Origin of the sequence: Flavobacterium nitrogenifigens (assembly GCF_003254565.1) — a bacterium.
Taxonomy (GTDB): domain Bacteria; phylum Bacteroidota; class Bacteroidia; order Flavobacteriales; family Flavobacteriaceae; genus Flavobacterium; species Flavobacterium nitrogenifigens.
The window spans coordinates 25,670-47,075 of record NZ_QJRI01000155.1 but is presented as its reverse complement, the minus strand read 5'-3'; the positions used below and the strand labels follow the sequence as shown (position 1 = coordinate 47,075).

Here is a 21,406-nt window from a genome sequence, read left to right as displayed (position 1 = left end):
CTTTGCGACTCTGCGTCTTTGCGAGATTCCCTTTTATTATTCTTTAAAAAAAACTTTGCGTCTTAGTGTCTTCGTGGCAAAAAAAAATATTGAATCCTTTAATCTGTGGTTTTTTTTTTTAACACATAGAGACATAGCTTTTTAGGGATGTGTAAAAGGCGTTTCACTTATTTAAACACACATAGTCTTGCGTTTATTTTTGATGTTTTTTCACGCTCCCCATAGCTATCGGGATTAAACAGATTTGAGTAGATTTAAATTTATTAGTTTATTTTAAAAAAAAACTTTGCGACTCTGCGTCTTTGCGAGATTCATTTTTATTATTCTTTTAAAAAAAAACTTTGCGTCTTCATGGGAAAAAAAAACATTGAATCCTTTAATCTGTGGTTTTTTTTAACACATAGAGGCATAGCTTTTTAGGGATGTGTAAAAGGCGTTTCACTTATTTAAACCCACATAGTCTTGCGTTTATTTTTGATGTTTTTTCACGCTCCCGATAGCTATCGGGATTAAACAGATTTGAGCAGATTTAAATTTATTAGTTTATTTTAGAAAAAAACTTTGCGACTCTGCGTCTTTGCGAGATTCCCTTTTATTATTCTTTAAAAAAAACTTTGCGTCTTAGCGTCTTCGTGGCAAAAATAATCCATTGAATCCTTTAGTCTGTGGCTATTTTTTAAACACATAGAGACATAGCTTTTTAGGGATGTATAAAAGGCGTTTCACTTATTTAAATACACATAGTCTTGCGTTTATTTTTGATGTTTTTTCACGCTCCCGATAGCTATCGGGATTAAACAGATTTGAGCAGATTTAAATTTATTAGTTTATTTTAGAAAAAAACTTTGCGACTCTGCGTCTTTGTGAGATTCCCTTTTATTATTCTTTAAAAAAAACTTTGCGTCTTAGCGTCTTCGTGGCAAAAAAAAATAATCCTTTATCCCGATAGCTATCGGGAGAGGCACTTTTTTAAATTACAATTTTATAAATATTGATTTTCGAAGTTTTGGCTTGATATTTTTTGTTTTGTGGCCTTTTCCAGTAGTGTCTTCTACCAATAAAATTGAACCAGTCGGGAATGTTCTTTTTTCGCCCAGCGAAGTTTCGATTTCTACGCCTCCTTCCAGTAAAACAATGTACTGGCGGTCAGGCGCATTATGAAAATCGTAATCGTAAGACGGACTTACTTCTCTAAAAACAATAGATTTGACAGGTTCATCTTCAGATAAAAATCCAATATCGCCATTGTTTTTCAACGGAACTTCAAAGTCTTCAAAATTACTTTCTCCGTTAGTATCGCTGTAAACACGGGTTATAGTGATCATTATTTTTTATTGAAAATCAATGCATTTGCGCAATCTACTTCATCTTGACTGATAGTATGTCCCATGTTTGGATAGATTTTTTTAGTTACGTCGGCACCCATTTTTTCCATAAGCGCTTCGGTATCATTTACTCTTTCTACAGGAACGTGAAAATCAGGATCGCTTGTTCCAATAAAAACTGGCGTATTTTCAAAGTTTCCAGAATAGTGATTTTCATACACCTTATCACCAATAAGTCCGCCTGTAAAAGCTACGATTCCGCCATATTTTGCGGCATTTCGGGTCGTAAATTCCAAAGCAAGACAAGCTCCTTGAGAAAAGCCTAAGAAATAGATATTTTCTTTCTCAATTCCGTTTTGTTGAATAGCGACAACAACCTGATGAATTGCATCTAAAGATTTTGAAAATGAAGGTTCGTTTTCGTTTAACGGAGCCAGAAACGAATATGGATACCAAGTTCTATTTTCTGCATGAGGAGCAACCAATGCAAAATCTTCAACTTTAAGATGTTTGGCAATAGAAAGAATATCATGAGCACTCGCACCGCGTCCGTGAATCATGATTAAGGCTTTTTTCGCTTCGTTTAAAGGAACACCGTCTGTTAATATATCTGTATTCATAGTTTTTAATCTTTAATTTTAGTATAGAGACTAGAGACTTTCATCTCCAGTCTTTAATCTTTCTTCTTTATTCTTGCTTCTTTCGTCTTTCTACTTCTTCCAAATATCTTCATATTCATCTGGATGCCTTTTGAATTGTGCGTGTACATAAGGACAAAGTGGTAAAACTTTCAAATTGTTGGCACGAACGTACGATACCATTTCTTCTAAAAGTTTCTTTGCATAACCTTTTCCTTCTCCTTCTGGCTCAACTCCAGTGTGATAAACCGTCAATAGATCAGGTTTGATGCTTACTGTCATTTCGCCCAGTTTTTTACCATCGACATAGAGATTAAAAGCACCGTGTTTTTTTTCGTCTAATTCTAATTTTATTGTTTCCATTTTATTGGGTTGTATTTTTGTTTTATACCTAATATCAGCAATTTCTTTTTTAGGAAAAAGAGATAAAACCATTCTTTAAAGATACTATATTATTTAGTAAACTGCAATTCAAAAAAGCTTGTTTACTGGCTATCTCGATGGTATAAATAGCAAATAATCATAGCAGTTCCTGGAAGAATTAAAGTCCCTAATCCGAAAAACTTTCCTGCAACAGCTCCAAGAAAACATCCGACAAGAAATCCGATTAGAGTAACTAATTGCTTTTTAAAACTTAATAGAACTTCAGCGTCTTTAAATCCGTTTTTTAGAAGATTTCCCAAATCGAGAGAAGCCTGAGTTACATTTCCTGTCATCATAGTTGTCGGGCCGTGCGTTTCTTTAGCGTAAAGCTTTCCAAAAGCATTCTGAAGCCCCATTGCAAATACAGTCGTCATGGCAACAGTGTACATTGTCCATTCTTCGAAATTCTGAAGATAACCGAAAGCATAAGAAGCTATGCCGCTTAAAACCAGTATTATGCCTTCCCAAAATAAAATAGTGTAACGATTAGTAGCTTTTAATGCAATTCTTCCTCCCGTAATGACTGCAATAATAAAAATGGGAAAAGTAAGCAGTTTTATCCACGCATGAAGGTCTGAGCCTTTGATAATCTGGTAAGCAAATACGATAAAGTTACCTGTAACATGCGCCGAAAATATCGAGTCGGCAGCGACAAAGGTTACGGTATCGCAATACCCTGCTATGATTGTCAGAAGCAGGGTTACGTACCAAATATTGTTTTGTTTTATTTCCATAATATGATTTAGTTTAAATGAGCGCGAAGCATCCACGCCATTTTTTCATGATTTTCTACAAGACCAGTTATAAAATCACTTGTTCCTGCATCTTGCAGATCGTTAGCAATAAGATTGATGTTTTCTCGAAGATAAATAATAATGCTTTCGTGATCTAAAAGTAATTCTTTAATAAAACCATTACTGTCATTTTTTTCCTGTAATTCTTCAGTAAGATGTGTTAAAGCTAAGAAATCTTTTAAAGTAGCTGGAGTATAATGACCTAGAGAACGGATTCTTTCTGCAACAGTATCCACAATTTCATCAATGGCATCATATTGCTGTTCGAAGAAAATATGTTTGTTATAAAAATCAGGACCTTCAACGTTCCAGTGTGCTCTTTTTGTTTTGGTGTAAAGTATAAATTCGTCTGCAAGAACTTTAGTCAAAATTTCTACGATTTTTGAGATGTTCTCTTGTTTGATTCCGATGTTTGCTTTCATTTTTGAATTGGGTTTTATTAAGTTATGAATTATGAGTTATGAATTATGAATTATGAGTTATGAGTTATGAGTTTTGAGTTATGGTGGAATCTAAATGAATAAACACATAGAAACATAGATTTTTCTTGATTTTGAAAAGAATAATGAAAGAAACTAGTTTCTCACACATAGTTCTTTGCGAGAACTTTGTCAAAGCTATGTGTATTAATGCAAGTGAAACGCCTTTTACTCGCTCCAAAAAACTATGTTTCTATGTGTTTAAATCAATTGTTTAGAAACGTTATTAGATAATAATCAAGTGAATACGTTCCTGCGCCAAGGGCAAGAAGCAGTAATAAGGATAAAGTGTACATGTAGGGCACATCGCGCACTTCGAGCGAATCGTTTTTGTGAACCACAAAATAGCCAATTGCCGTTACACCAATTGTAGGTAAGACAGCGAGCCTTGTTCCAAGTCCCAGAATAATAAAAAACGGAATTACAGTATCTGAAAACGTCGCAACTAAACCGTTTAGTTTTTCTGGCAAATGCAACGGATTCGGAACATGTTCTTTTTGTCCGTTTTCGACTCTGAATTTCTTCATTCCGTGTACTCTGAAAAGTTCAACTGCAAGTAGAATTCTAAATACTAAAAGCGCCGCATTGTTGAATGATGTTCCTAAATCGGAATAAAGGATTTGTTTTATAATATCAATCATTTTTTTAAGTTTAAAAAGCAAAACAAGAACAGCCCAAAGCGCCCCAAAATGCATTATAATTGTTAACTGGAACATTGCTCATTCGTGCAGCATCGTGATTGTGTAAATGAACGTCGCAACTTCCTGAACAACTGTGAATTTGCGAAGTCAGTTTTGGTTTTGCATCTGCTTTTGCATTTTTTTCAATAGCACTTTGCAGACCGCTTCTCATAGGATATCCGTTATAAATATTCGTTGGCGACCAATCTGGTAGAATCGGAATATGAGGCGGGGAGAAAGAAGAAAAATCTCCGTTGGCATACACAATTTTTCCGTCTACGATGGTTAAGTCAGCCTCGATTTTTTTAATGTCTTCGTCCTCAATTGTAAAATAATCGCGGTCGAGAACTACCAAATCGGCAAACATTCCCACTTTAATATCACCTTTTTTAGTTTGTTCCTGCGAAAACCAAGCGCTTCCTCTGGTATACAATTCCAAAGCAGTTTGTCTGTTCAATCTGGTTTCGTTGTACAATTGCAATCCTCCAACTGTTTTTCCAACCGTCATCCAATACATAGAAACCCACGGATTGTAACTACTCACACGTGTAGCGTCTGAACCAGCGCCAACAGGGACTTCCATTTCGAGCATTTTCTTAATTGGCGGTGTGTTTTCTGCTGCTTTTGCACCGTATCTATCTGTAAAATATTCACCTTGATAAGCCATTCTGCTTTGTATAGCGATTCCGCCTCCTAAAGCTTTTACACGTTCGATGTTTCTTTCATCAATAGTTTCTGCGTGATCAAATATCCAAGGAAGTCCGTTGAAAGGAACGTCTTGATTGATTTTTTCAAAAACATTCAAAAATCTGGTAATGCTTTCGTTGTAAGTTGCGTGCAGTCTAAATGGCCAACGGTTTTCTACTAGAAGGCGAACCACTTTTTCTAGATCTGCTTCCATATTTTCTGGAAGATCTGGTCTTGGCTGTAGAAAATCTTCAAAATCGGCTGCAGAAAAAACCAACATTTCGCCAGCACCGTTGTGGCGGTACATATCGTTTCCTTGATATAATTTTACAGTATCAATCCAATCGGAGAAATCTTCAAATTCGTGTTTTGGTTTTTGAGTGAAAAGATTGTACGCAATTCTTACTGTTAATTGGTTCTTTTCATTTAATTCATTCACCACTTTATAATCATCTGGAAAATTCTGAAATCCGCCACCAGCATCAATAACACTTGTGATTCCGAAACGATTCAGTTCTTTCATAAAATGACGAGTCGAATTAATCTGATGTTCATACGAAAGAGTAGGACCTTTTGCCAAAGTCGAATACAGAATCATCGCGTTTGGTGTCGCAATAATAAGTCCTGTTGGTTCTCCGTTTGAATCGCGTTCTATTTGTCCGCCTGGAGGGGCAGGAGTATTTTTGTTGTATCCAACCGCTCTCAACGCCGCTCTGTTCATAATGGCTCTGTCGTATAGATGCAGAATAAAAACAGGAGTATCTGGCGCAATAGCATTGATTTCTTCTAAGGTTGGCATTCTGCGTTCAGCAAACTGAAATTCAGACCAACCGCCAACTACACGAACCCATTGCGGATTTGGCGTGCGATCTACTTGTTCTTTCAGCATTCGAAGAGCATCGGCTAGAGAAGGAACACCATCCCAGCGCAATTCTAGATTATAGTTTAATCCGCCGCGAATAAGATGAATGTGTGAATCATTGATTCCAGGAACCGCTCTTTTATTCTGAAGATCGATTATTTTGGTTTCTTCAGAAGCAAAACTCATAATGTCGCTGTCATTTCCAACGGCAATAAATTTTCCGTTCTTAATAGCAACTGCTGTCACATCTGGAGTTTCTGGATTGAAACTATGAATTTTTCCGTTGAATAAAATTAAATCTGCTTTCATAATTCGATTATTTAGAGTTTAATTTTGCAATTGCTTCTTTAATTCCTTCTCCTGCAACTGTATAATATGCAGGGCCTGCAAGAAGAATAATTTTTGTTAAAGGCTTATAATCCGTTAACTTTTTTTCTTTTAAATAAGATTGAGTTCTATAGGCTTCAAATGAACCTAAAACCACATTTTCGGCTACTATAGCAGTTGGAGAATCAATTCCTGCATCTTTAATATCGCTTGCAAAAGAATAATTTGAAACGCCTAAACGTAAAGCTTCACGCATGGCAGTGCTTCCCACGCTAATCATTAAATCGGGTGTGAATTTATTGCGGTCTCCCAATCCGATTAATAATAATTGTTTGGATGCCAAAGTGCCTTTTGGGGGCGTGATCAATAAAGTTTCTAGAGAATGTCCTTGAAATTTACCGCTTTTGCGTAATTCTGTAATAATGCCTTTTAACGCATCGTCTAAATGCACCATTCCGTTTAGGTTTGCAGGAAGAGCAGGAGGATTAAAAATATCACCTTCTGTATATTCAAAAACGCAGGCAACTTGTAAATCAGCTTCTGCTGCAGATGGCCCTTGAACCAATCCGTTAACTGCAATTCCGTCTACTTTCCCCCAAGTTACTGTAGAACCAATTGAAGCGGTTTGTGCAAATGCATTGTTACTAAGTGAGCCTGCAAATGTTATAAGTAAAAGAAGTAGATGCGAAAATCTAATTCTGTATGTTGAAGTGTTTGTTTTCATGGTTAAGGGTTTAGTGTTGTTTTTATTTTTTTATGCGTACAAATTTTGACGCGGATATAACGGATTTGCTATCGCAAAAGCGCGGATTTACACAGATTTTTTTACGATTTTATTTAATAATCCGTTTTTTTCAGCGTCTTTGCGATAGCAAATCTGCGTTATCAGTGTTCTAATTTAGCGTCAGTATATTTTTATTAAAATTTAAATGTTAATCTAGCATTAAAGAAAACGCCGTCTTTAGAATTCGGAATGACATCATTGATAAAAGCACCTGTTTTGAAGTACTGAATACCGCTGACAACCGAAATATATTTGTTGATACCGTATGTAAAATTGGCGAGATAAGCCGTTCCAATATATTTCTCATCAGAATCGCTTCCGCGGAGGTTTAAAATACCGCTTGGTCTGTAAACTCCATCTTGTGTTGAATATCTCCAGTTTAAAACCACATCGACCTGCATCTTTAAATTTGAAAGTAAATCCAATGTGGCATACGGATGAATATCGATAAGGTTTACTGGCCCAACCTGCGGACTAAAACCAAAATAACCTCCTTTTGGATATAGCGGATTAAAAGTCTGGAGATTTCCGTTGCCTTGATTTTTATCTCCTGAGATATAATCATTTCGAAGGTTTATGGTTGGTTTGAATTTTATATTTTCAAACATGTATCCAATATCGATAGATCCTGTCCAAGCGTTGATATCTCCCGATCCGAATGTTCCAAACTGATACGCTGCTTCTAGATTGTAAATAAAACCGCCGCCGTATTTCCATAATCTAGAACCTATTGTATGGCGTCTTTCGGGAGCAATTCCTTCTTCAAAAACAGAAGCATCTCTTCTGAACCCGAGATAATACAGATCGAGATTTCCTGCTTTCGGAAATATTATTTTAGAATAGGCTCCCCAAAGGTTAAGCTGTTTAGACATTTTGTTATCAAAAACGCCTGTATAAACAGTATCTGCCATCATCGCAAAAGCATCAACAGATACTCTTGACGAAGTATACATTAGTTTTCCTCCTGTAAAATAAAGCCTTGCATTTGGACCTTCTCGCACAGAAATCAATCTTCCAGAGCCATAATCTAATTCTTGTCTTCCGGCACGGATCGTTATTTTTTTGTCTTTTTGCTGCCAGACATTCACATCCAAAAATAAATTCTGAACATTCAGCTGATCTTCGTCTATCCCGCGTGCTCCGTTTGTACGACCGTCTTCTAAGGCACTTCTTAATTGGGCAAATATTCTAAAGGTTTTTCCTAAATGAATATCGGCATGAAGATCGTAGCGCTGGAGTAGGAAATTGTTATGTCCGACATTAAATCTTCCCCAGTCTTCATTGTTGAAATCAACATATTCATATCGTGCTTCACCGCCAATTGACATATAAATGTCTTTCTTTTGATTTAATGGAATGAATTTTAGTCTTTCATAAAAGTTTCGATTTGAATCTTTTAAAAATTCATAATTTTCATCGTAACGGAGTAGCTTGAAGTTTTGAGCCGATGCCGTGTTTCCTATTAAAAGAAAAGAAGCAATACATATGAAAAGGATTTTGGATAGTATGGATTTTGCTGATTCCAACATAATGAAGCGTAAGAGATTGATACTAAATTTAGGTTTCTTGATTAGTGTTTTAGCATCTTGTGTGCGTACTGAATGCCTAAACCATAAGAACCGCCATATTTTTTCATTAAAGAAGTTACAGGTCCATAAGTAGCTTCGCGCGCCCAGTCTCTTTGAAGTTCTAACAAATACTGGATAGAAGTAATAGGAATTGCGCCGGCTTGTACCATTCTCTGTACAGCACGTTCGTGAGCTTCTTTGCTTACATCGCCACAAGCATCTGTAATAATGTAGACTTCGTAACCTTCTTCAATAGCCGACAATACAGGCCCAACAATACAAACGCTTGTCCATAAACCAGCTAGAACTAGTTTCTTTTTGTTTTTCGCTACAATAGCCTTGTAAGCGTTTTCATCTTCCCAAGTATTCATAGTGGTTCTGTCAATATATCCAGAAGTAGCAATTGGATAAAATTCTTCAACTTCAGGGAAAACAGGACCTGAAAAACTTTCTTCTGCAACTGTAGTTACTACTGTTGCTACATTGAAGATTTTTGATGCTCCAGAAACGATTGCCACATTGGTGCGTAATTCGTGTACAGGAAGATTGACTGTAGCAAAAGCCATTTGCCCTTCAAAATCGATTAAGACTAAAGCGTGATTGTCTGGAGTTAATAAGTTAGAGGATGGTTTCATGATGTTTATTATTTTTTAGATTTATAATTAGTTAAAAGATTATTTTTAGGTTCCGAGAGAACTAGCGATATATCGTTATTCTTGCGATATGCTGTTATTTTTATATTAGTGTGTAGAAAGCTTTTTAATCATTTCGGCAGAAACAGAGTCTGCATAAATTCCAAAGGCGCTAGTTAGAACACCTTTTACATTGTAAATGTCAGAGATTATGCCGTACACAATGTCTTCATCGCCAGGATCAGTATCGCCTTCAAAACGAAATAAATACTCAATTTTGAAATCTTCAGGAGACATACTAAGCGTATTGTTATTGTATCGTATACAATCTGAATCGAGGTTAAAGTTTTCTGTAAAACCTTGTCCATTCAGCCATTGCAAAGCTTCTGTAACGGTTTCAAAATAGGGTTGTTGTAGTGAACTCATGATCTAGAGAGGTTTAAGCTGTCTGCAAAGAATTTTTCCAGACAGCTATATTTTAAGCGTTATTTTATAAAAGCTAGAATATCATTGTTGATTGTTTCTGCTTCTGTAGTTGGCATTCCATGAGGAAATCCTGGGTAAGAGATCAATTTTCCGTTTTTCAGCAATGCAGCCGATTTTAGTGCTTGGTGATAAGGAACTATCTGGTCATCTTCTCCGTGCAAAACCAAAACCGGAATATCTAAACTTTTAAGATCTTCTCTAAAATCGGTTTCAGAGAAAGCTTTAATTCCTTCATAATGAGCCAAAACAGAACCCATCATTCCTTGACGCCACCAATTTTGCTTAATTCCTTCTTGAACTGTTTGGCCTTCACGGTTCCATCCATAAAAAGGAATTGGAAAATCATAAAAATATTGTGATCTAGTAAAAGCTGTCCCTTTTCTAATTTCGTCAAAAACAGACAAAGGCACACCTTCAGGATTTGATTCGCTTTGCACCATAATTGGCGGTACAGCGCTAATGATTACTGCTTTTGAGATACGTCCTTTTCCGTATTTTGCTGCGTAACGAATTACTTCACCGCCTCCTGTTGAGTGACCAACGTGAATAGCATCTTTTAAATCAAGAGCCTCAACTAATTGAGCGATATCAGATGCGTAAGTTTCCATGTTATTTCCTTCAGAAGTTTGGCTTGAGCGACCGTGTCCGCGGCGATCGTGGGCAATAACTCTGTATCCTTTTTGAAGAAAAAACATCATCTGTGCGTCCCAATCATCGCTTGATAAAGGCCATCCGTGGTGAAAAACAATTGGCTGTCCTTTTCCCCAATCTTTGTAATAAATTTCTGCTCCGTCTTTTACTTTAAATGTGCTCATGGTTTTCGATTTTATGATTAATATTTGTTTATATTTTTAATTTAAATTGATTTATAGGTTTAAAATTTAAACTTATAAGCGGTATTGTGTTTTGTTTTGTTATGATTACACTGCAAATGTATTGCAGAGTGAAAGCTGAATTGGTTAATCTAGATTAAGAAGTGATTTTTTTTGTTTCTAACATACGCTGAGGCTTGGATACTGGAGGGTTTTTATTAGTTGTCATATTTCGTCTTTTTATATTTGTTAATAATGCCAGACTTTAGCCAATTAGCGTGCCTTATTTGCAATGCCTTTATTTTAAAGGCTTTATCGAAAAGAGGGAGTTTTTTATTTACGATATTTCGTTAATTCGTGCAGAGTTCGTTTTTCTGTAAACTGGATTGAATGGTTTTTATAGATAAAAAATGATAAATGCTTTAAAATAAATACAAAATAGTATGTATTTTTGCCAGCAACTATTGAACAAGCAATTGAAAAGGGTAATCATCATAGCGCTTTCTATTTTAATTCTGTCGCCATCTTTTGGCAGCTTGTTCGTTTATGCTTCTTTTAAAATCAATCAGAAAGAAATAGCCAAAACCATTTGCGTTCAGCGTAAACAAGCTTTTAATAGCTGTAATGGTCGTTGCGAACTTCAAAAAAGCATTAAAAAATATTCTGATAACGAACGAAAAATGCAGGACAGCCTAAAAGATAAATTAGAGCTTGTGTATGTTCAAAATACTGCTGAAATCAATTTTAGCGTGATTCCAGTTATCGAATCAAAAGAGAATACTTCTATTTTATCTGTAAAGAAACCAATCGGGGCTTCTAATCTTACTTTTCATCCTCCGCTCTATATAGTGTAGAGGTCTTTTTTAGTTTTAAATTCCAATATTTTTAGACTCCAAATTCCAAATTCTAACTTTGGATTGGCTTTTTACAATCTATTTTTTCTTTTAAAACTGATTTTGATCTTGTTTTGTAATTGAAAAGGAAAACTCTTCTATTTTCAGTTACGGTGCCATTCCTTTGGCTTATTCACAGCATTTTGGCTCTTTTCTGGTATTCGAAAAATTATATCAAAATGCTACAGTTTAAATTTTTTTTATCACATCATCAAATGAAATCTTTTAATTTTTGGATAGTCGCAATATTGTTTGCGGTTAGTTCCTGTACAATTGATAAAACAGATTACGAAGCAGAAACTGGTTCTGAAGTTCCTGAAAATTATGTTTTTAAAGAAGCAACTTCGTTTAGTAGTGGCGTCTATAAGATTAGTATAGAAGCTTTAAACGGAACATTTTATAAAGGGTATAATGAGCTTCACTTAAAAATTGTCAATACGCAAAACAATCAGGAGTTGACTTCTTCTGCTGTAACTTTTCTGCCTATTCTGAGCAACGCTGACGGAAGCAAAAGCTCATGCCCACATGAATATAATGTGGCATACGATTCTGCAAATAAATATTACAGCGGGTATTCTGTTTTTACTGGTGAAAACTCTACTACGGCAAGCTGGAAACTGTACATCAGTTTTACGGCTGATAATCAGAAGTTTGAGATTAACAAAGATGTTTCTGTAGCGCAACAAACCAATAAGAACCTTAATATGACGGCTTTTGCAGGAAGTGACGGAGAGCAATATGTAATCGCGCTCGTTTCACCTCAAAAACCGACAGTTTCAGAAAATCCGCTTGTGGCTGGAGTTTACAAATACAATAAACCAACAACGCCTGCTGGAACTTTTCCAGATCCAACTCAATTTTCGTATTCAAAAGTAGTGGGTTATACTTTTAAGTTAGATCCTAGAATGCCAGAACCTTCTATGGGAAATCATTCTTCGCCAAATAATAAGGATTTGGTTCAGGAAAACGACGGGTTGTATCATGGTGTGGTTAATTATACGATGACTGGAAATTGGACATTGAATTTAATTATGATGAATCAGAACGGATTAATCGTAAAAGGAACTGTAGTTCCAACTGATCATACGCCTGGAGTAGAAGGCGTAAAAAGCGAACTATATATTGATACTTTATTCTAATAACATGAAATATATTATAATGCTGCTTTTTTTGGGAATGTCAGTAGCAGCTCAAAATCAGCATGCACATCACGACAGCATCAAAAACTTAGAAGAAGTAACAGTAAAAAATAGGACGAAAAAGAAAATTGAGACAGAAATGAAAATGGCCGTTTCTGTTGATGAATTTTTGTCATCATCGGAGAATATAAGTTTTATAAAGCGTGGAGCTTATGCGTGGGAACCATTATTGAACAATATGAGCACGGAACGTTCTACGGTTACTATTGACGGAATGCATGTTTTTGGCGCTTGTACCGATAAAATGGATCCGATTACGTCTTATGTAGAAAGCAATAATCTTGCGGCAATTGATATTAAATCGGGACAGGAGGGAAGCCTTCACGGATCAACCATTGCGGGAAGCATTGATTTAAAAAGAAAAAGCACGCCGTTTGGTCTTCAAAAGAAATGGAATGGAGCATATCAGACAGGATTTGAGTTTAATAATAAGCAGTTTTTCAATTTAGGAAATATCTCTTATTCGGGAACTAAGTTTGTGGCAGACGGAAGCATTTCGTACCGAACTGCCGATAATTACTATGACGGAAATAACAATGAAGTGAAGCATTCGCAATACAATAAATTCAACACTTCATTGGGATTAGCTTATAAAACTAGCGATTTATCTTCGTTACGATTAGACGCGATTTTTGATGTGGCAAAAGATGTAGGTTATCCTGCTTTGCCAATGGATTTATGGCTTTCGCGCGCACTGATTACTTCGGCTTCCTATAAGCAATTGTTTGAAGAAGGTTTGGTAAGAGTAGTAGATACAAAAGTATATTTTAATGCTATTGAGCATTATATGGATGATACTACACGTCCTGAGAACTTGGTTCACATGGATATGCCGGGCTGGAGCACAACTTACGGATTGGTTTCTAAAGCCAATTTGAAAAGGAATAATTACTCGTCTGAGATTCAGTTGAATGCTTACGATAATTTGTCGATTGCAGAAATGCGTATGTATCCGCAAGACAGAAGTAAAAGAACAATGTTTGCGTATAGCTGGCCTTGGGTTACCACTCGTTTTGCGGGGCTTTCTATGAATAATTTTTGGGAACTTTCAGAAAAAAGTACGGTGAATTTAGGTGGTTCTTTGGGAGTGAATTACAATTATTCTAAATACATAGAGTTCAACTGGATTTTTCACCCTGGCGCACCTCAAGAAAAAACGAGATTTCTGCCAAGTGTAAATGCCAGTTACCAGTTAAATGTTGACCAGTTTAATTTCTCTGTAGGAACAGGCTACGGTCATCGTGCGCCTTCTGTTTCTGAAGGTTACGGATATTATATTTATAATAGTTTTGACCGTTATGATTATATCGGAGATCCGAATCTGAAAAATGAAATTTCGTATGAAGGAAATGCAAGCGCAGGTTTTAAAAACGAAAGATTAAGCATTCAAGGAAAAATAAACTATTTCTACATTGATAATTATATAATTGGTAAAATCTTGAGTTTAGGAAGCCCAATGAATTATCAGTCGGTTGGGGTAAAAGGATATACTTCGCTAGATTATGCAACACTTTTGAATATGTCGGCGAATGTGAGTTATGATATTTTGGAGCATCTTCACTGGAATGGAACGCTTACTTATGCCCGCGGAATGGATAATAAAGGAGGAAATCTGCCTTTTATTCGTCCGTTGAGTTATGTGACTTCATTGCATTATATGTATAAAAATTTCGGAATTCAGACTTCTGTAAATGGCGATTTTGAACAGATTAACTATAGTCCAGAATATGGTGAAGATTTAACGGCTGCTTATGCCATTTGGAATATTTCTGCCGATTATTCTTTTAAAATCAACAAAGTAAGAAGCACGATACAGATTGGCGCAGAGAATGTATTAAACGAATATTACAGCACGTATGCCGATTGGGGAAATATCCCAAGAATGGGACGCAATATTTTCACGTCTTTAAAATTGAATTTCTAATTAGAAAGATATCAAAATTAAACACATAGAAACATAGGTTTTTCTTTCTGAAAAGAGAATTGAAAGAAACTAGTTTCTAACACATAGTTTGCTATGTGAATTTAAATTAGGGAAACGCCTTTTTTAAAGCTAAGCAAACTATGTTTCTATGTGTTAGAATAATTAACTCAATAGTTTAAAATAAAATAAAACACAATAAATTAAAATCACAATATGGAAACTTTAAAAAAATACCTTTTATTATCGGCCGCAGCACTAACATTTGCATCATGTTCAAGTGATGATAATAGTCCCGCAGCAAACAATCTAACATTGGAATTCAATAATACCTTCAAAGACAAAACAATTGTTTTAGGAGATGCGACTTCAGCTTCTGCAACTACAAATACTTCTGCAGCAGGACAAATTCATCATTTTTCTGAGGTGAAATATGTAATCAGCAATATTCGCTTAATAAAAGATGATGGAAGCGAAGTACCTTACAATGTAAATGATTTAGATAAAGGTGCGACAGTAATCGATCAGGCAAAAACAGCTTCTTTAAGTTATGTTTTGAGTAATGTGCCATCGGCAACATACAAGCAAATTAAATTTGGTTTAGGAATCAAAACAGAACAAAATACATTAGACCAAACAAGATTTCCAAAATTTTATGCAGCTGCTGGAGCTAATGACACACAGATGATGTGGGAGTGGGGAACAGGATACCGTTTTACAAAAGTAGAAGGATTTTATGATGCAGATAGCAAAGTAATGTCGATTCATACTGGGAGTACTATTGCTGGAACAGAAGGTGCTTATACTCAAGGTGTAAATGCCTATAGAGATGTTACATTAAGTCTTACTACAAATGCTGTAGTTGGAAATAAAGCTTCGAAAATCAAAATTAAAGCTGATTTTGATAAATTATTGAGCGGAAAAATAAATACAATTACATTATCAACAGGAACAGGAATGGGCGATAATGCCACTCCAAATGTGCATACTGCTGCACAAATGGTAAAATTTGTGGATAATCTGGGAGGAAACGGAACAAATGATATTTCAGGAATGTTTTCTGTTACTAGCGTAGAAAACTAAACTAAGCTTTGATGTACAAAATATTGCCTCCATCTTTAGATGGAGGTGAATAAATTTAGCAAAATTAGGGCTTTAGCCTAAACGCGTTAATTTGGCTAAAGCCTAGTTTGTTTACATTTTTAAAATCCCCTAGTTAAAACTAGGGGCTATTGAAAAACTAAATCTAATCTATTGATTTAAATTATATGAGCCGTCTGAAATTAAAAGACGGCTCTATTTTAAAATTCATTAAAATGAAAAAAATATTTGGCTTTATCATAATTGTAATCATTTTCGCTTCTTGCAGCAGTAGCGATTCTGATGAAGCTTATTTTGATAATCCTGAGCTTTCATTGCATATTCCGACTGATTTTCCAGAAGTAAACAGTTATGTGAGTTTGAACAAGCCCACAAAATATGGCGCTGAATTGGGAGAAAAACTTTTCTCTGACAAAAGATTTAGCGCAGACAATACTATTTCTTGTTCAAGCTGTCATATTCAAGGAAATGCTTTTGCAGATCATAATGCGCGAGCAATTGGAATTGAAGGAAGGGTCGGACTTAGAAATGCGCCACCGCTTCAGAATTTAATGTTTCTAAAGTTCTTTAATTGGGATGGAAGCAGACTTCAGTTGGAAACGCAGCCTTTAGTGCCAATTATTACGCATGAAGAAATGGATTCTTCGATTCTAGATGTTATTGGAAAAATTAAAGACGATGCATCTTATAAAGACTTATTCAAAAAAGCTTTTGGAGACCAGGAAATTACTCCCGACAGAATTTATAAAAGTATTGCTCAGTTTGAATATACTTTAATTTCTGCTAACAGCAAATACGATAAAGTAAAACGAAAAGAAGGACAGTCGTTTACAGAAAGTGAAGCGGCGGGTTACGCAACGTTTCAGCAGAAATGCGCCAGCTGTCATAGTACAGAATTGTTTACTGATCAGAGTTTTAGAAATATTGGATTTCCTTTAAACACAGATTCTAACGAGGCGGGAAGAGGAAGAGTAACAGGAATTCCGTCTGATTTTATGAGTTTTAGGGTTCCAAGTCTGCGTAACGTTGAATATACAACGCCTTATGGAAGTTTTGGTCAGTTCCCGACTTTAAAATCTGTTTTGGATTATTTTGATAATGGTGTTTTGGAAGCAGAGAATCTAGATCCTATTTTTAAGAATAATGGCAATAGAATTCCGCTTACTGAACAAGAAAAAGAGAATCTTCTTGCATTTATGAAAACCCTGAGCGACAAAGATTTTACAGGAAACTAATCTCGAAACGCTTGAATTTACTGGCATTTGGGATTTCTTTTATAAAAAAGAAGAAATGTTTATAATATGTTGATAAATAATACGTTGCTGATTGTGTTAAAATCTGATTTCGATAGATTAAATGTTTTAAATTTAGTAACTGAATGATAGTTAATTATTTAAAAGTATTTGAATATGGAAAGAGCTATAAAATTACAGGTTCGCAAAGAACTTGACGGGAAGCAGCAGGTAAACGTAATTAAGTTAAAAGGCAGTTTAATTACCAAAGGCTACACAGAAATTATCCATATTAGCGATAAGGACGATGAATTTTACATTAATTCGTTTGCAACCAAAACAGAAGCAAGCAATGAAGTAAAAGAATTTATTTTAGATTTTATAAACAAAGAAAATTTAAGCAATACAATTAGTGTTCTAGCATAATATGATAGAACTGTACAATTGTAAGGTTTAATATCGCAGATTTAAACTGCACTTGTAAAACTTGTATTTTGATCCAGATAAAGAGGCTTGTCTTCTATAACATCATCTGGTTTTTCGTCCCAATCTCCCCAATCTCCTACATAAGTTTTACGGAATATTAATTCGTTATTGTCACCATTACAAACCAAAGTTCGGTCAGTGCAGGTTTCATTGTTTGGACTGAAATTTATTTGTAAATTTTTCATGACGTGATTATTTGTAATTGTTTGTATATGAGATTATAAAAGTAGAAATAACCAATGGAAATTAATTATAAAATAATATTAAATTATTGTTTAATTTGCATGTATTAGATTGGAAAATAACGTTATACAAAAAATGCTAAACATATTGTTTAGCATTTTTTGTATAGTATTTAATCTTTAGTCTCTCATCTCTCATCTCTCATCTCTCATCTTTCATCTTTCATCTTTCATCTTTCATCTTTCTTTCTCTTAAGGCATCTACCTCGGGGTTCATCGCCTTCTTGAAGTATAATTTCAGAATGTAAGAACTGGGCGGCATCTGCAGAACCTTGTACTTTTGCTGCACTGCGTTCGAGCATTTCAGTTTCAAATTCGTTTAATACAGATTCTCTCAATCCTTTTTCTTTCCATTTTGATTTAGCGTTACAGCCTTTCGAAATTTTTCTGGCCAATTTTAAAGCATCTAATAATGCTTGATTGGCGCCTTGTCCCTTAAACGGACTCATCGGGTGTGCCGCATCGCCAATTAAAGTGATATTTTGATTTTTTTCTAATAGTGCTGAACTTAATAATTCGCGGTCGTAAACGGGATATCCAGAAATTAAATTTTCCTGTGTTGCCTGCAAAATTTGAGGAATAGGAGTGTGCCATTGCGTTCTTCGGCAAGCTTCTTCTTTCAAGGCTTGTGGCCCTTTTGAACTCAATTCTTTGGCTTCTTCTTCAGACATCGGAAAACTAAGCTGCCACATCACAGAATCTGCTGTATAGGGCATTACATAAATACGTTCATTCCCGTTGGCAGTCTGAAATATTGTTTCACCATCCAGCAAATCATTAGAAAGCCCTTCTAGAGCACTTAATGGACAAATTCCTAAGATTACAATGCAATCTAAATAACGTAGTGGTGTGGTCTCTTCGCCAATTATGAGTCTTCTAACAGCACTGCGAATGCCATCTGCACCTACAACAAGATCGGCTTTTACTGTTTTTATATTTTCATTTGTCTGAAAGTCTAGTTCTACACCGTCTTCAGATTCTCTTAGATTTACTAATTGATGTCCCCATTGTACAGCATTGTTTCCTTCGAGCTGTTCCAAAAGAGCCAATCGAAGTAATTGTCTTGCGATATGTATGTTGGTGCGTTTTGTAGGCGATTTAATGGCGGTTTCCAACCATTTTCTCGTTCCCCATTCGCCTAATATTTTTCCCTCAGTATTGTGTACAATATGTTTTGTCGAAATTACGCCATCTAAAGAAGTAATTCCTAAACCTTTCATGGCTTTACTGGCTTGCTGTAAAGTAAGTCCGTAGCCTTGAGATCTTGCATCAAAGTCGCTGTCTCTTTCATAAATTGTAAAAGGAATTCCGCGGTGTAAACAGGCTACCGCTAATGCGACACCGCCTATACCTGCACCAATAATGGCAACATGCGGTTTTGTAAGATCAGGTTCAAGATACTTTTCAGATTGCATTAATCCAGATCCTGAACAATTTGTGCACAAATGCAGATGCGCCTTCGGACGTATCGGAGCAATGTTACTCTGCTTATTCTCGTAAGCAGCCAATTCCGTTTTATAAAGGCGTTGCGCTTTTTTACTGAGTCCGCGATTTATTTTGCCCTGTCCTTGGCATTCATGGCATATAGTCCACATAATCTGTTGTAGCTTGTTTTAAAGATGCAAAAATAACTAAATGATGTCAGAATAAATCGTTAATCTTTATAAGGTGTGATTTCCAATGTTTTATAGGATATGAAGTTTTGACAAATGAAGAAAATTATGATGTTGATGCCAAAAAGTTCAAAGGAGAAGAACCTGAACTCGATGATAAATTGAATAATGAAAAAAAATAATGTGAGAATGCATCATGTTTATTTGAGACGTTTTTTTTGTGTTTCTTTCTTCGTTGAAAATTCATTTTATACTTTTATAATGACTTTTTTCAAGAGATAAAGGTGAAGAAGTAAAAAATATGACTTGATTTTTATAGATTTGTAAAAATCTAATATAATCTCTCAAATAGTAATTGAGAAACAATATATAATACAAGGCATGAAATCGGTTACTTCAGTTTTTTTACTTTTAATGTTTGTCTGTTCAAGTTCTTACTCGCAATTGAGCTCTGATAAAATATTCGAGAGTTTTAAGCAGGGAGAACGCACCAATTGTTCATCTATTGCTTTTATTAAAGCGTCTTTAAATATTTATGGTTTAGATAACTTGTTTGTAAGCGAAAAGTTAAACGATGATTTATATAAAATCACACTAAAAAACAACGCAACATTCAATCTCCACAGCAGCGAAATACACAAGGCCAAAGAATCTGCTGGTTTTGTTTATATTAAAGACAATTGCGACAGCGAGAAAATTACCGATTATGCAGAGCTGACTTACGCAGTAATGGCAAAATACAAACAGATTATCGATAAAGAATCTACTTTTGACAAAGCATTGGAAGATTTAGAAGACGGTACAGTTTATACTCCAACTATCTACAAATACCTCGGATTTGCGTTAGGCAAACAGATTCAAAAGCTTAAAAAAGAATCAGGAACAGATTATTGCGGTGTGGTGGCTTGGTCAAAAGTGCATGCCGTTTTTGTATGTGGAGAATTTATGGACTATTATGGAAACAAAAAGAGTTTGTGGATTAAATATCCGAGCCGTTTCAGAATAATTAAGTCATAAAACAGTAAAATTATCATTTGTAAAAATGTCCTGAAATAGTCTAATTTCTACCCTTTACTGTAATCTTTTACTTGCTGCAACGTAACAATTATAATTTTATTGTGAAAAAGAAATTATAAAAGTTGCATTTTAACATAATTTATATATTTTTGTTTTTATTCAAGAACCAAATCTATTAAGAAAATGAAGAGCAAGATTATTTTATTATGTGTCCTTTTCTTCTTGACGACTGCTGCCGTTTCTGCACAGGCAAAAAATGCACCAAGAAGTATCATTAGTACAACAGCTTTAATTCGTAAATACCATGATCAAAAAGAATTAAGCGGTATGCAAAAAGGAGAACTTTTAGAATTGTACATTGAACGTATTAAAGTTCTAGTAAAAACACTTCCTTATATTGCTTTGGTTACTAAACCTGGTGTAACAATGGCAGATTTAGGTATTCCAGACACTGGCGAAAATAAAAAAATCTTAGACGGACAAGCAGAGGGAACAACTGTTTTCTTAGATACTACAGTAGATTTTCAGAGAAAAATGATGCCGTACTCTGATAAAGGAAATCTTATCGCTGCAATCTTATTTTACGAAACTACATTGAAATCTTTACACGAGTTCAACGAATTGTAATATTTCAATAATTAAATATAGAAGCTCCAAGGTCATATGATCTTGGAGTTTTTTTTGTTTATAGTTTACTTAGATCCTTTTTTAGTTTCACAATAAAAATATCTTAGTGCATTTTGCGAGTAATATTTAACGCAAAGCACGCTAAGTTTCTTTTCTAAGAATCATTTAAGAATGGAAGTCCACAAAGCTTTGCGAACTTAAATTATGTTCTGCTTAGGATTGTATTTAAAAAATCTTAGCTCACTTTGCGATAAAAATATAAAGCTATAAAGCAATGGACACAATCCCGATAGATATCGGGATTCGCAAAGTGAAAATATTCAGCTTTTAGTACAATTCTTATAAAACGATAAAAAAACTAATTTTATCTAACTGTTTTATTTTTAATTGTTTAAGGTTTTCTGTTTAAATGGATTAACATTTTTTTTGCAAAAAGTTTAATTAAAATTTGGGAACTAAAAATTTTAACATACTTTTGTTCTATCAAATTAGTAGAGTTTAAAAATTAGTTAGAAATACAGAGATTAAAACCTTATCATTTCATTTTCTGAAATATAAAAGCATAAGACATTTGCAAC

General features: G+C 34.9%; 22 protein-coding genes. 8 read left to right on the top strand and 14 right to left on the bottom strand.

Translation table 11 applies throughout. The features are described from left to right. Positions 1 to 974 precede the first annotated feature (974 nt). The 12 genes from DM397_RS02185 to DM397_RS02130 form a co-directional block, all read right to left on the bottom strand. A complete protein-coding gene (locus DM397_RS02185; RefSeq protein WP_111375982.1) occupies positions 975 to 1,325 on the bottom strand; it encodes a cupin domain-containing protein in 351 nt (116 codons plus the stop codon). Next, positions 1,325 to 1,945 (bottom strand): alpha/beta hydrolase, encoded by a 621-nt coding sequence (locus DM397_RS02180; RefSeq protein WP_111375981.1) that lies wholly within the window; start codon positions 1,943 to 1,945, stop codon positions 1,325 to 1,327. The genes DM397_RS02185 and DM397_RS02180 overlap by 1 nt, the downstream gene beginning before the upstream one ends. 90 nt (positions 1,946 to 2,035) lie before the next feature. Further along, positions 2,036 to 2,398, bottom strand: a complete 363-nt coding sequence (locus DM397_RS02175) for a GNAT family N-acetyltransferase (protein ID WP_338083529.1) — start codon at positions 2,396 to 2,398, stop codon at positions 2,036 to 2,038. A gap of 50 nt (positions 2,399 to 2,448) precedes the next feature. Then, the gene (locus DM397_RS02170) at positions 2,449 to 3,120 is read right to left on the bottom strand and encodes a YoaK family protein (RefSeq protein WP_111375980.1); all 672 of its coding nucleotides are present in this window, start codon (positions 3,118 to 3,120) and stop codon (positions 2,449 to 2,451) included. An 8-nt stretch (positions 3,121 to 3,128) separates the two neighbouring features. Then, a complete protein-coding gene (locus tag DM397_RS02165; protein WP_111369494.1) occupies positions 3,129 to 3,602 on the bottom strand; it encodes a Dps family protein in 474 nt (157 codons plus the stop codon). A gap of 263 nt (positions 3,603 to 3,865) precedes the next feature. Then, complete coding sequence (locus tag DM397_RS02160) at positions 3,866 to 4,300, bottom strand: DoxX family protein (RefSeq protein ID WP_167511680.1); 435 nt, start codon at positions 4,298 to 4,300, stop codon at positions 3,866 to 3,868. Between the two features lie 10 nt (positions 4,301 to 4,310). Next, positions 4,311 to 6,197, bottom strand: coding sequence for an amidohydrolase (locus DM397_RS02155; RefSeq protein ID WP_111375979.1), 1,887 nt, complete (start codon positions 6,195 to 6,197; stop codon positions 4,311 to 4,313). Between the two features lie 7 nt (positions 6,198 to 6,204). Further along, the gene (locus DM397_RS02150) at positions 6,205 to 6,939 is read right to left on the bottom strand and encodes a M17 family peptidase N-terminal domain-containing protein (protein ID WP_111375978.1); all 735 of its coding nucleotides are present in this window, start codon (positions 6,937 to 6,939) and stop codon (positions 6,205 to 6,207) included. A 194-nt stretch (positions 6,940 to 7,133) separates the two neighbouring features. Then, positions 7,134 to 8,528: an alginate export family protein gene (locus tag DM397_RS02145; protein WP_111375977.1), complete on the bottom strand. Its 1,395-nt coding sequence runs from the start codon at positions 8,526 to 8,528 to the stop codon at positions 7,134 to 7,136. A gap of 41 nt (positions 8,529 to 8,569) precedes the next feature. Next, complete coding sequence (locus DM397_RS02140) at positions 8,570 to 9,202, bottom strand: hydrolase (protein WP_111375976.1); 633 nt, start codon at positions 9,200 to 9,202, stop codon at positions 8,570 to 8,572. A 105-nt stretch (positions 9,203 to 9,307) separates the two neighbouring features. Continuing rightward, positions 9,308 to 9,625, bottom strand: a complete 318-nt coding sequence (locus DM397_RS02135; protein WP_111375975.1) for a phosphoribosylpyrophosphate synthetase — start codon at positions 9,623 to 9,625, stop codon at positions 9,308 to 9,310. 59 nt (positions 9,626 to 9,684) lie between these two features. Continuing rightward, a complete protein-coding gene (locus DM397_RS02130; RefSeq protein WP_111375974.1) occupies positions 9,685 to 10,500 on the bottom strand; it encodes an alpha/beta fold hydrolase in 816 nt (271 codons plus the stop codon). A 473-nt stretch (positions 10,501 to 10,973) separates the two neighbouring features. Here DM397_RS02130 and DM397_RS02125 point away from each other — a divergent pair, with 473 nt between their 5' ends. The 6 genes from DM397_RS02125 (at position 10,974) to DM397_RS02100 (ending at position 17,269) form a co-directional block, all read left to right on the top strand. Further along, on the top strand, positions 10,974 to 11,351 hold the full coding sequence (locus DM397_RS02125) for a hypothetical protein (protein ID WP_239457773.1): 378 nt from the start codon (positions 10,974 to 10,976) through the stop codon (positions 11,349 to 11,351). A gap of 254 nt (positions 11,352 to 11,605) precedes the next feature. Beyond that, on the top strand, positions 11,606 to 12,529 hold the full coding sequence (locus tag DM397_RS02120; protein WP_111375986.1) for a hypothetical protein: 924 nt from the start codon (positions 11,606 to 11,608) through the stop codon (positions 12,527 to 12,529). A 4-nt stretch (positions 12,530 to 12,533) separates the two neighbouring features. Next, the gene (locus tag DM397_RS02115; protein WP_111375973.1) at positions 12,534 to 14,513 is read left to right on the top strand and encodes a TonB-dependent receptor plug domain-containing protein; all 1,980 of its coding nucleotides are present in this window, start codon (positions 12,534 to 12,536) and stop codon (positions 14,511 to 14,513) included. Between the two features lie 213 nt (positions 14,514 to 14,726). Beyond that, a complete protein-coding gene (locus tag DM397_RS02110) occupies positions 14,727 to 15,593 on the top strand; it encodes an MbnP family protein (RefSeq protein ID WP_111375972.1) in 867 nt (288 codons plus the stop codon). 233 nt (positions 15,594 to 15,826) lie between these two features. After that, on the top strand, positions 15,827 to 16,846 hold the full coding sequence (locus DM397_RS02105) for a cytochrome-c peroxidase (RefSeq protein ID WP_111375985.1): 1,020 nt from the start codon (positions 15,827 to 15,829) through the stop codon (positions 16,844 to 16,846). 174 nt (positions 16,847 to 17,020) lie between these two features. Next, entirely contained in the window at positions 17,021 to 17,269 is a 249-nt protein-coding gene (locus DM397_RS02100) for a hypothetical protein (RefSeq protein WP_111369468.1), read from the top strand. A gap of 41 nt (positions 17,270 to 17,310) precedes the next feature. Here DM397_RS02100 and DM397_RS02095 read toward each other — a convergent pair whose 3' ends face one another. Next, positions 17,311 to 17,514, bottom strand: a complete 204-nt coding sequence (locus tag DM397_RS02095) for a hypothetical protein (protein WP_111375971.1) — start codon at positions 17,512 to 17,514, stop codon at positions 17,311 to 17,313. Positions 17,515 to 17,741: 227 nt separating this feature from the next. Further along, on the bottom strand, positions 17,742 to 19,166 hold the full coding sequence (locus DM397_RS02090) for an FAD-dependent oxidoreductase (protein WP_111375970.1): 1,425 nt from the start codon (positions 19,164 to 19,166) through the stop codon (positions 17,742 to 17,744). Between the two features lie 399 nt (positions 19,167 to 19,565). Between DM397_RS02090 and DM397_RS02085 the strand changes: the two genes are divergently transcribed. Then, positions 19,566 to 20,201: a hypothetical protein gene (locus tag DM397_RS02085; protein ID WP_111375969.1), complete on the top strand. Its 636-nt coding sequence runs from the start codon at positions 19,566 to 19,568 to the stop codon at positions 20,199 to 20,201. Positions 20,202 to 20,384: 183 nt separating this feature from the next. Beyond that, positions 20,385 to 20,828: a hypothetical protein gene (locus tag DM397_RS02080; RefSeq protein WP_111375968.1), complete on the top strand. Its 444-nt coding sequence runs from the start codon at positions 20,385 to 20,387 to the stop codon at positions 20,826 to 20,828. The last annotated feature ends 578 nt before the right edge of the window (positions 20,829 to 21,406 follow it).

Coding starts and splice junctions, on each gene's coding strand:
- DM397_RS02140 (WP_111375976.1), bottom strand. CDS start 9,202: ATGAAACCATCCTCTAACTTATTAACTCCAGACAATCACGCTTTAGTC.
- DM397_RS02120 (WP_111375986.1), top strand. CDS start 11,606: ATGAAATCTTTTAATTTTTGGATAGTCGCAATATTGTTTGCGGTTAGT.
- DM397_RS02155 (WP_111375979.1), bottom strand. CDS start 6,197: ATGAAAGCAGATTTAATTTTATTCAACGGAAAAATTCATAGTTTCAAT.
- DM397_RS02185 (WP_111375982.1), bottom strand. CDS start 1,325: ATGATCACTATAACCCGTGTTTACAGCGATACTAACGGAGAAAGTAAT.
- DM397_RS02130 (WP_111375974.1), bottom strand. CDS start 10,500: ATGAGCACATTTAAAGTAAAAGACGGAGCAGAAATTTATTACAAAGAT.
- DM397_RS02100 (WP_111369468.1), top strand. CDS start 17,021: ATGGAAAGAGCTATAAAATTACAGGTTCGCAAAGAACTTGACGGGAAG.
- DM397_RS02115 (WP_111375973.1), top strand. CDS start 12,534: ATGAAATATATTATAATGCTGCTTTTTTTGGGAATGTCAGTAGCAGCT.
- DM397_RS02180 (WP_111375981.1), bottom strand. CDS start 1,945: ATGAATACAGATATATTAACAGACGGTGTTCCTTTAAACGAAGCGAAA.
- DM397_RS02135 (WP_111375975.1), bottom strand. CDS start 9,625: ATGAGTTCACTACAACAACCCTATTTTGAAACCGTTACAGAAGCTTTG.
- DM397_RS02175 (WP_338083529.1), bottom strand. CDS start 2,398: ATGGTTTTATCTCTTTTTCCTAAAAAAGAAATTGCTGATATTAGGTAT.
- DM397_RS02145 (WP_111375977.1), bottom strand. CDS start 8,528: ATGTTGGAATCAGCAAAATCCATACTATCCAAAATCCTTTTCATATGT.
- DM397_RS02080 (WP_111375968.1), top strand. CDS start 20,385: ATGAAGAGCAAGATTATTTTATTATGTGTCCTTTTCTTCTTGACGACT.
- DM397_RS02160 (WP_167511680.1), bottom strand. CDS start 4,300: ATGATTGATATTATAAAACAAATCCTTTATTCCGATTTAGGAACATCA.
- DM397_RS02150 (WP_111375978.1), bottom strand. CDS start 6,939: ATGAAAACAAACACTTCAACATACAGAATTAGATTTTCGCATCTACTT.
- DM397_RS02105 (WP_111375985.1), top strand. CDS start 15,827: ATGAAAAAAATATTTGGCTTTATCATAATTGTAATCATTTTCGCTTCT.
- DM397_RS02110 (WP_111375972.1), top strand. CDS start 14,727: ATGGAAACTTTAAAAAAATACCTTTTATTATCGGCCGCAGCACTAACA.
- DM397_RS02095 (WP_111375971.1), bottom strand. CDS start 17,514: ATGAAAAATTTACAAATAAATTTCAGTCCAAACAATGAAACCTGCACT.
- DM397_RS02085 (WP_111375969.1), top strand. CDS start 19,566: ATGAAATCGGTTACTTCAGTTTTTTTACTTTTAATGTTTGTCTGTTCA.
- DM397_RS02165 (WP_111369494.1), bottom strand. CDS start 3,602: ATGAAAGCAAACATCGGAATCAAACAAGAGAACATCTCAAAAATCGTA.
- DM397_RS02090 (WP_111375970.1), bottom strand. CDS start 19,166: ATGTGGACTATATGCCATGAATGCCAAGGACAGGGCAAAATAAATCGC.
- DM397_RS02170 (WP_111375980.1), bottom strand. CDS start 3,120: ATGGAAATAAAACAAAACAATATTTGGTACGTAACCCTGCTTCTGACA.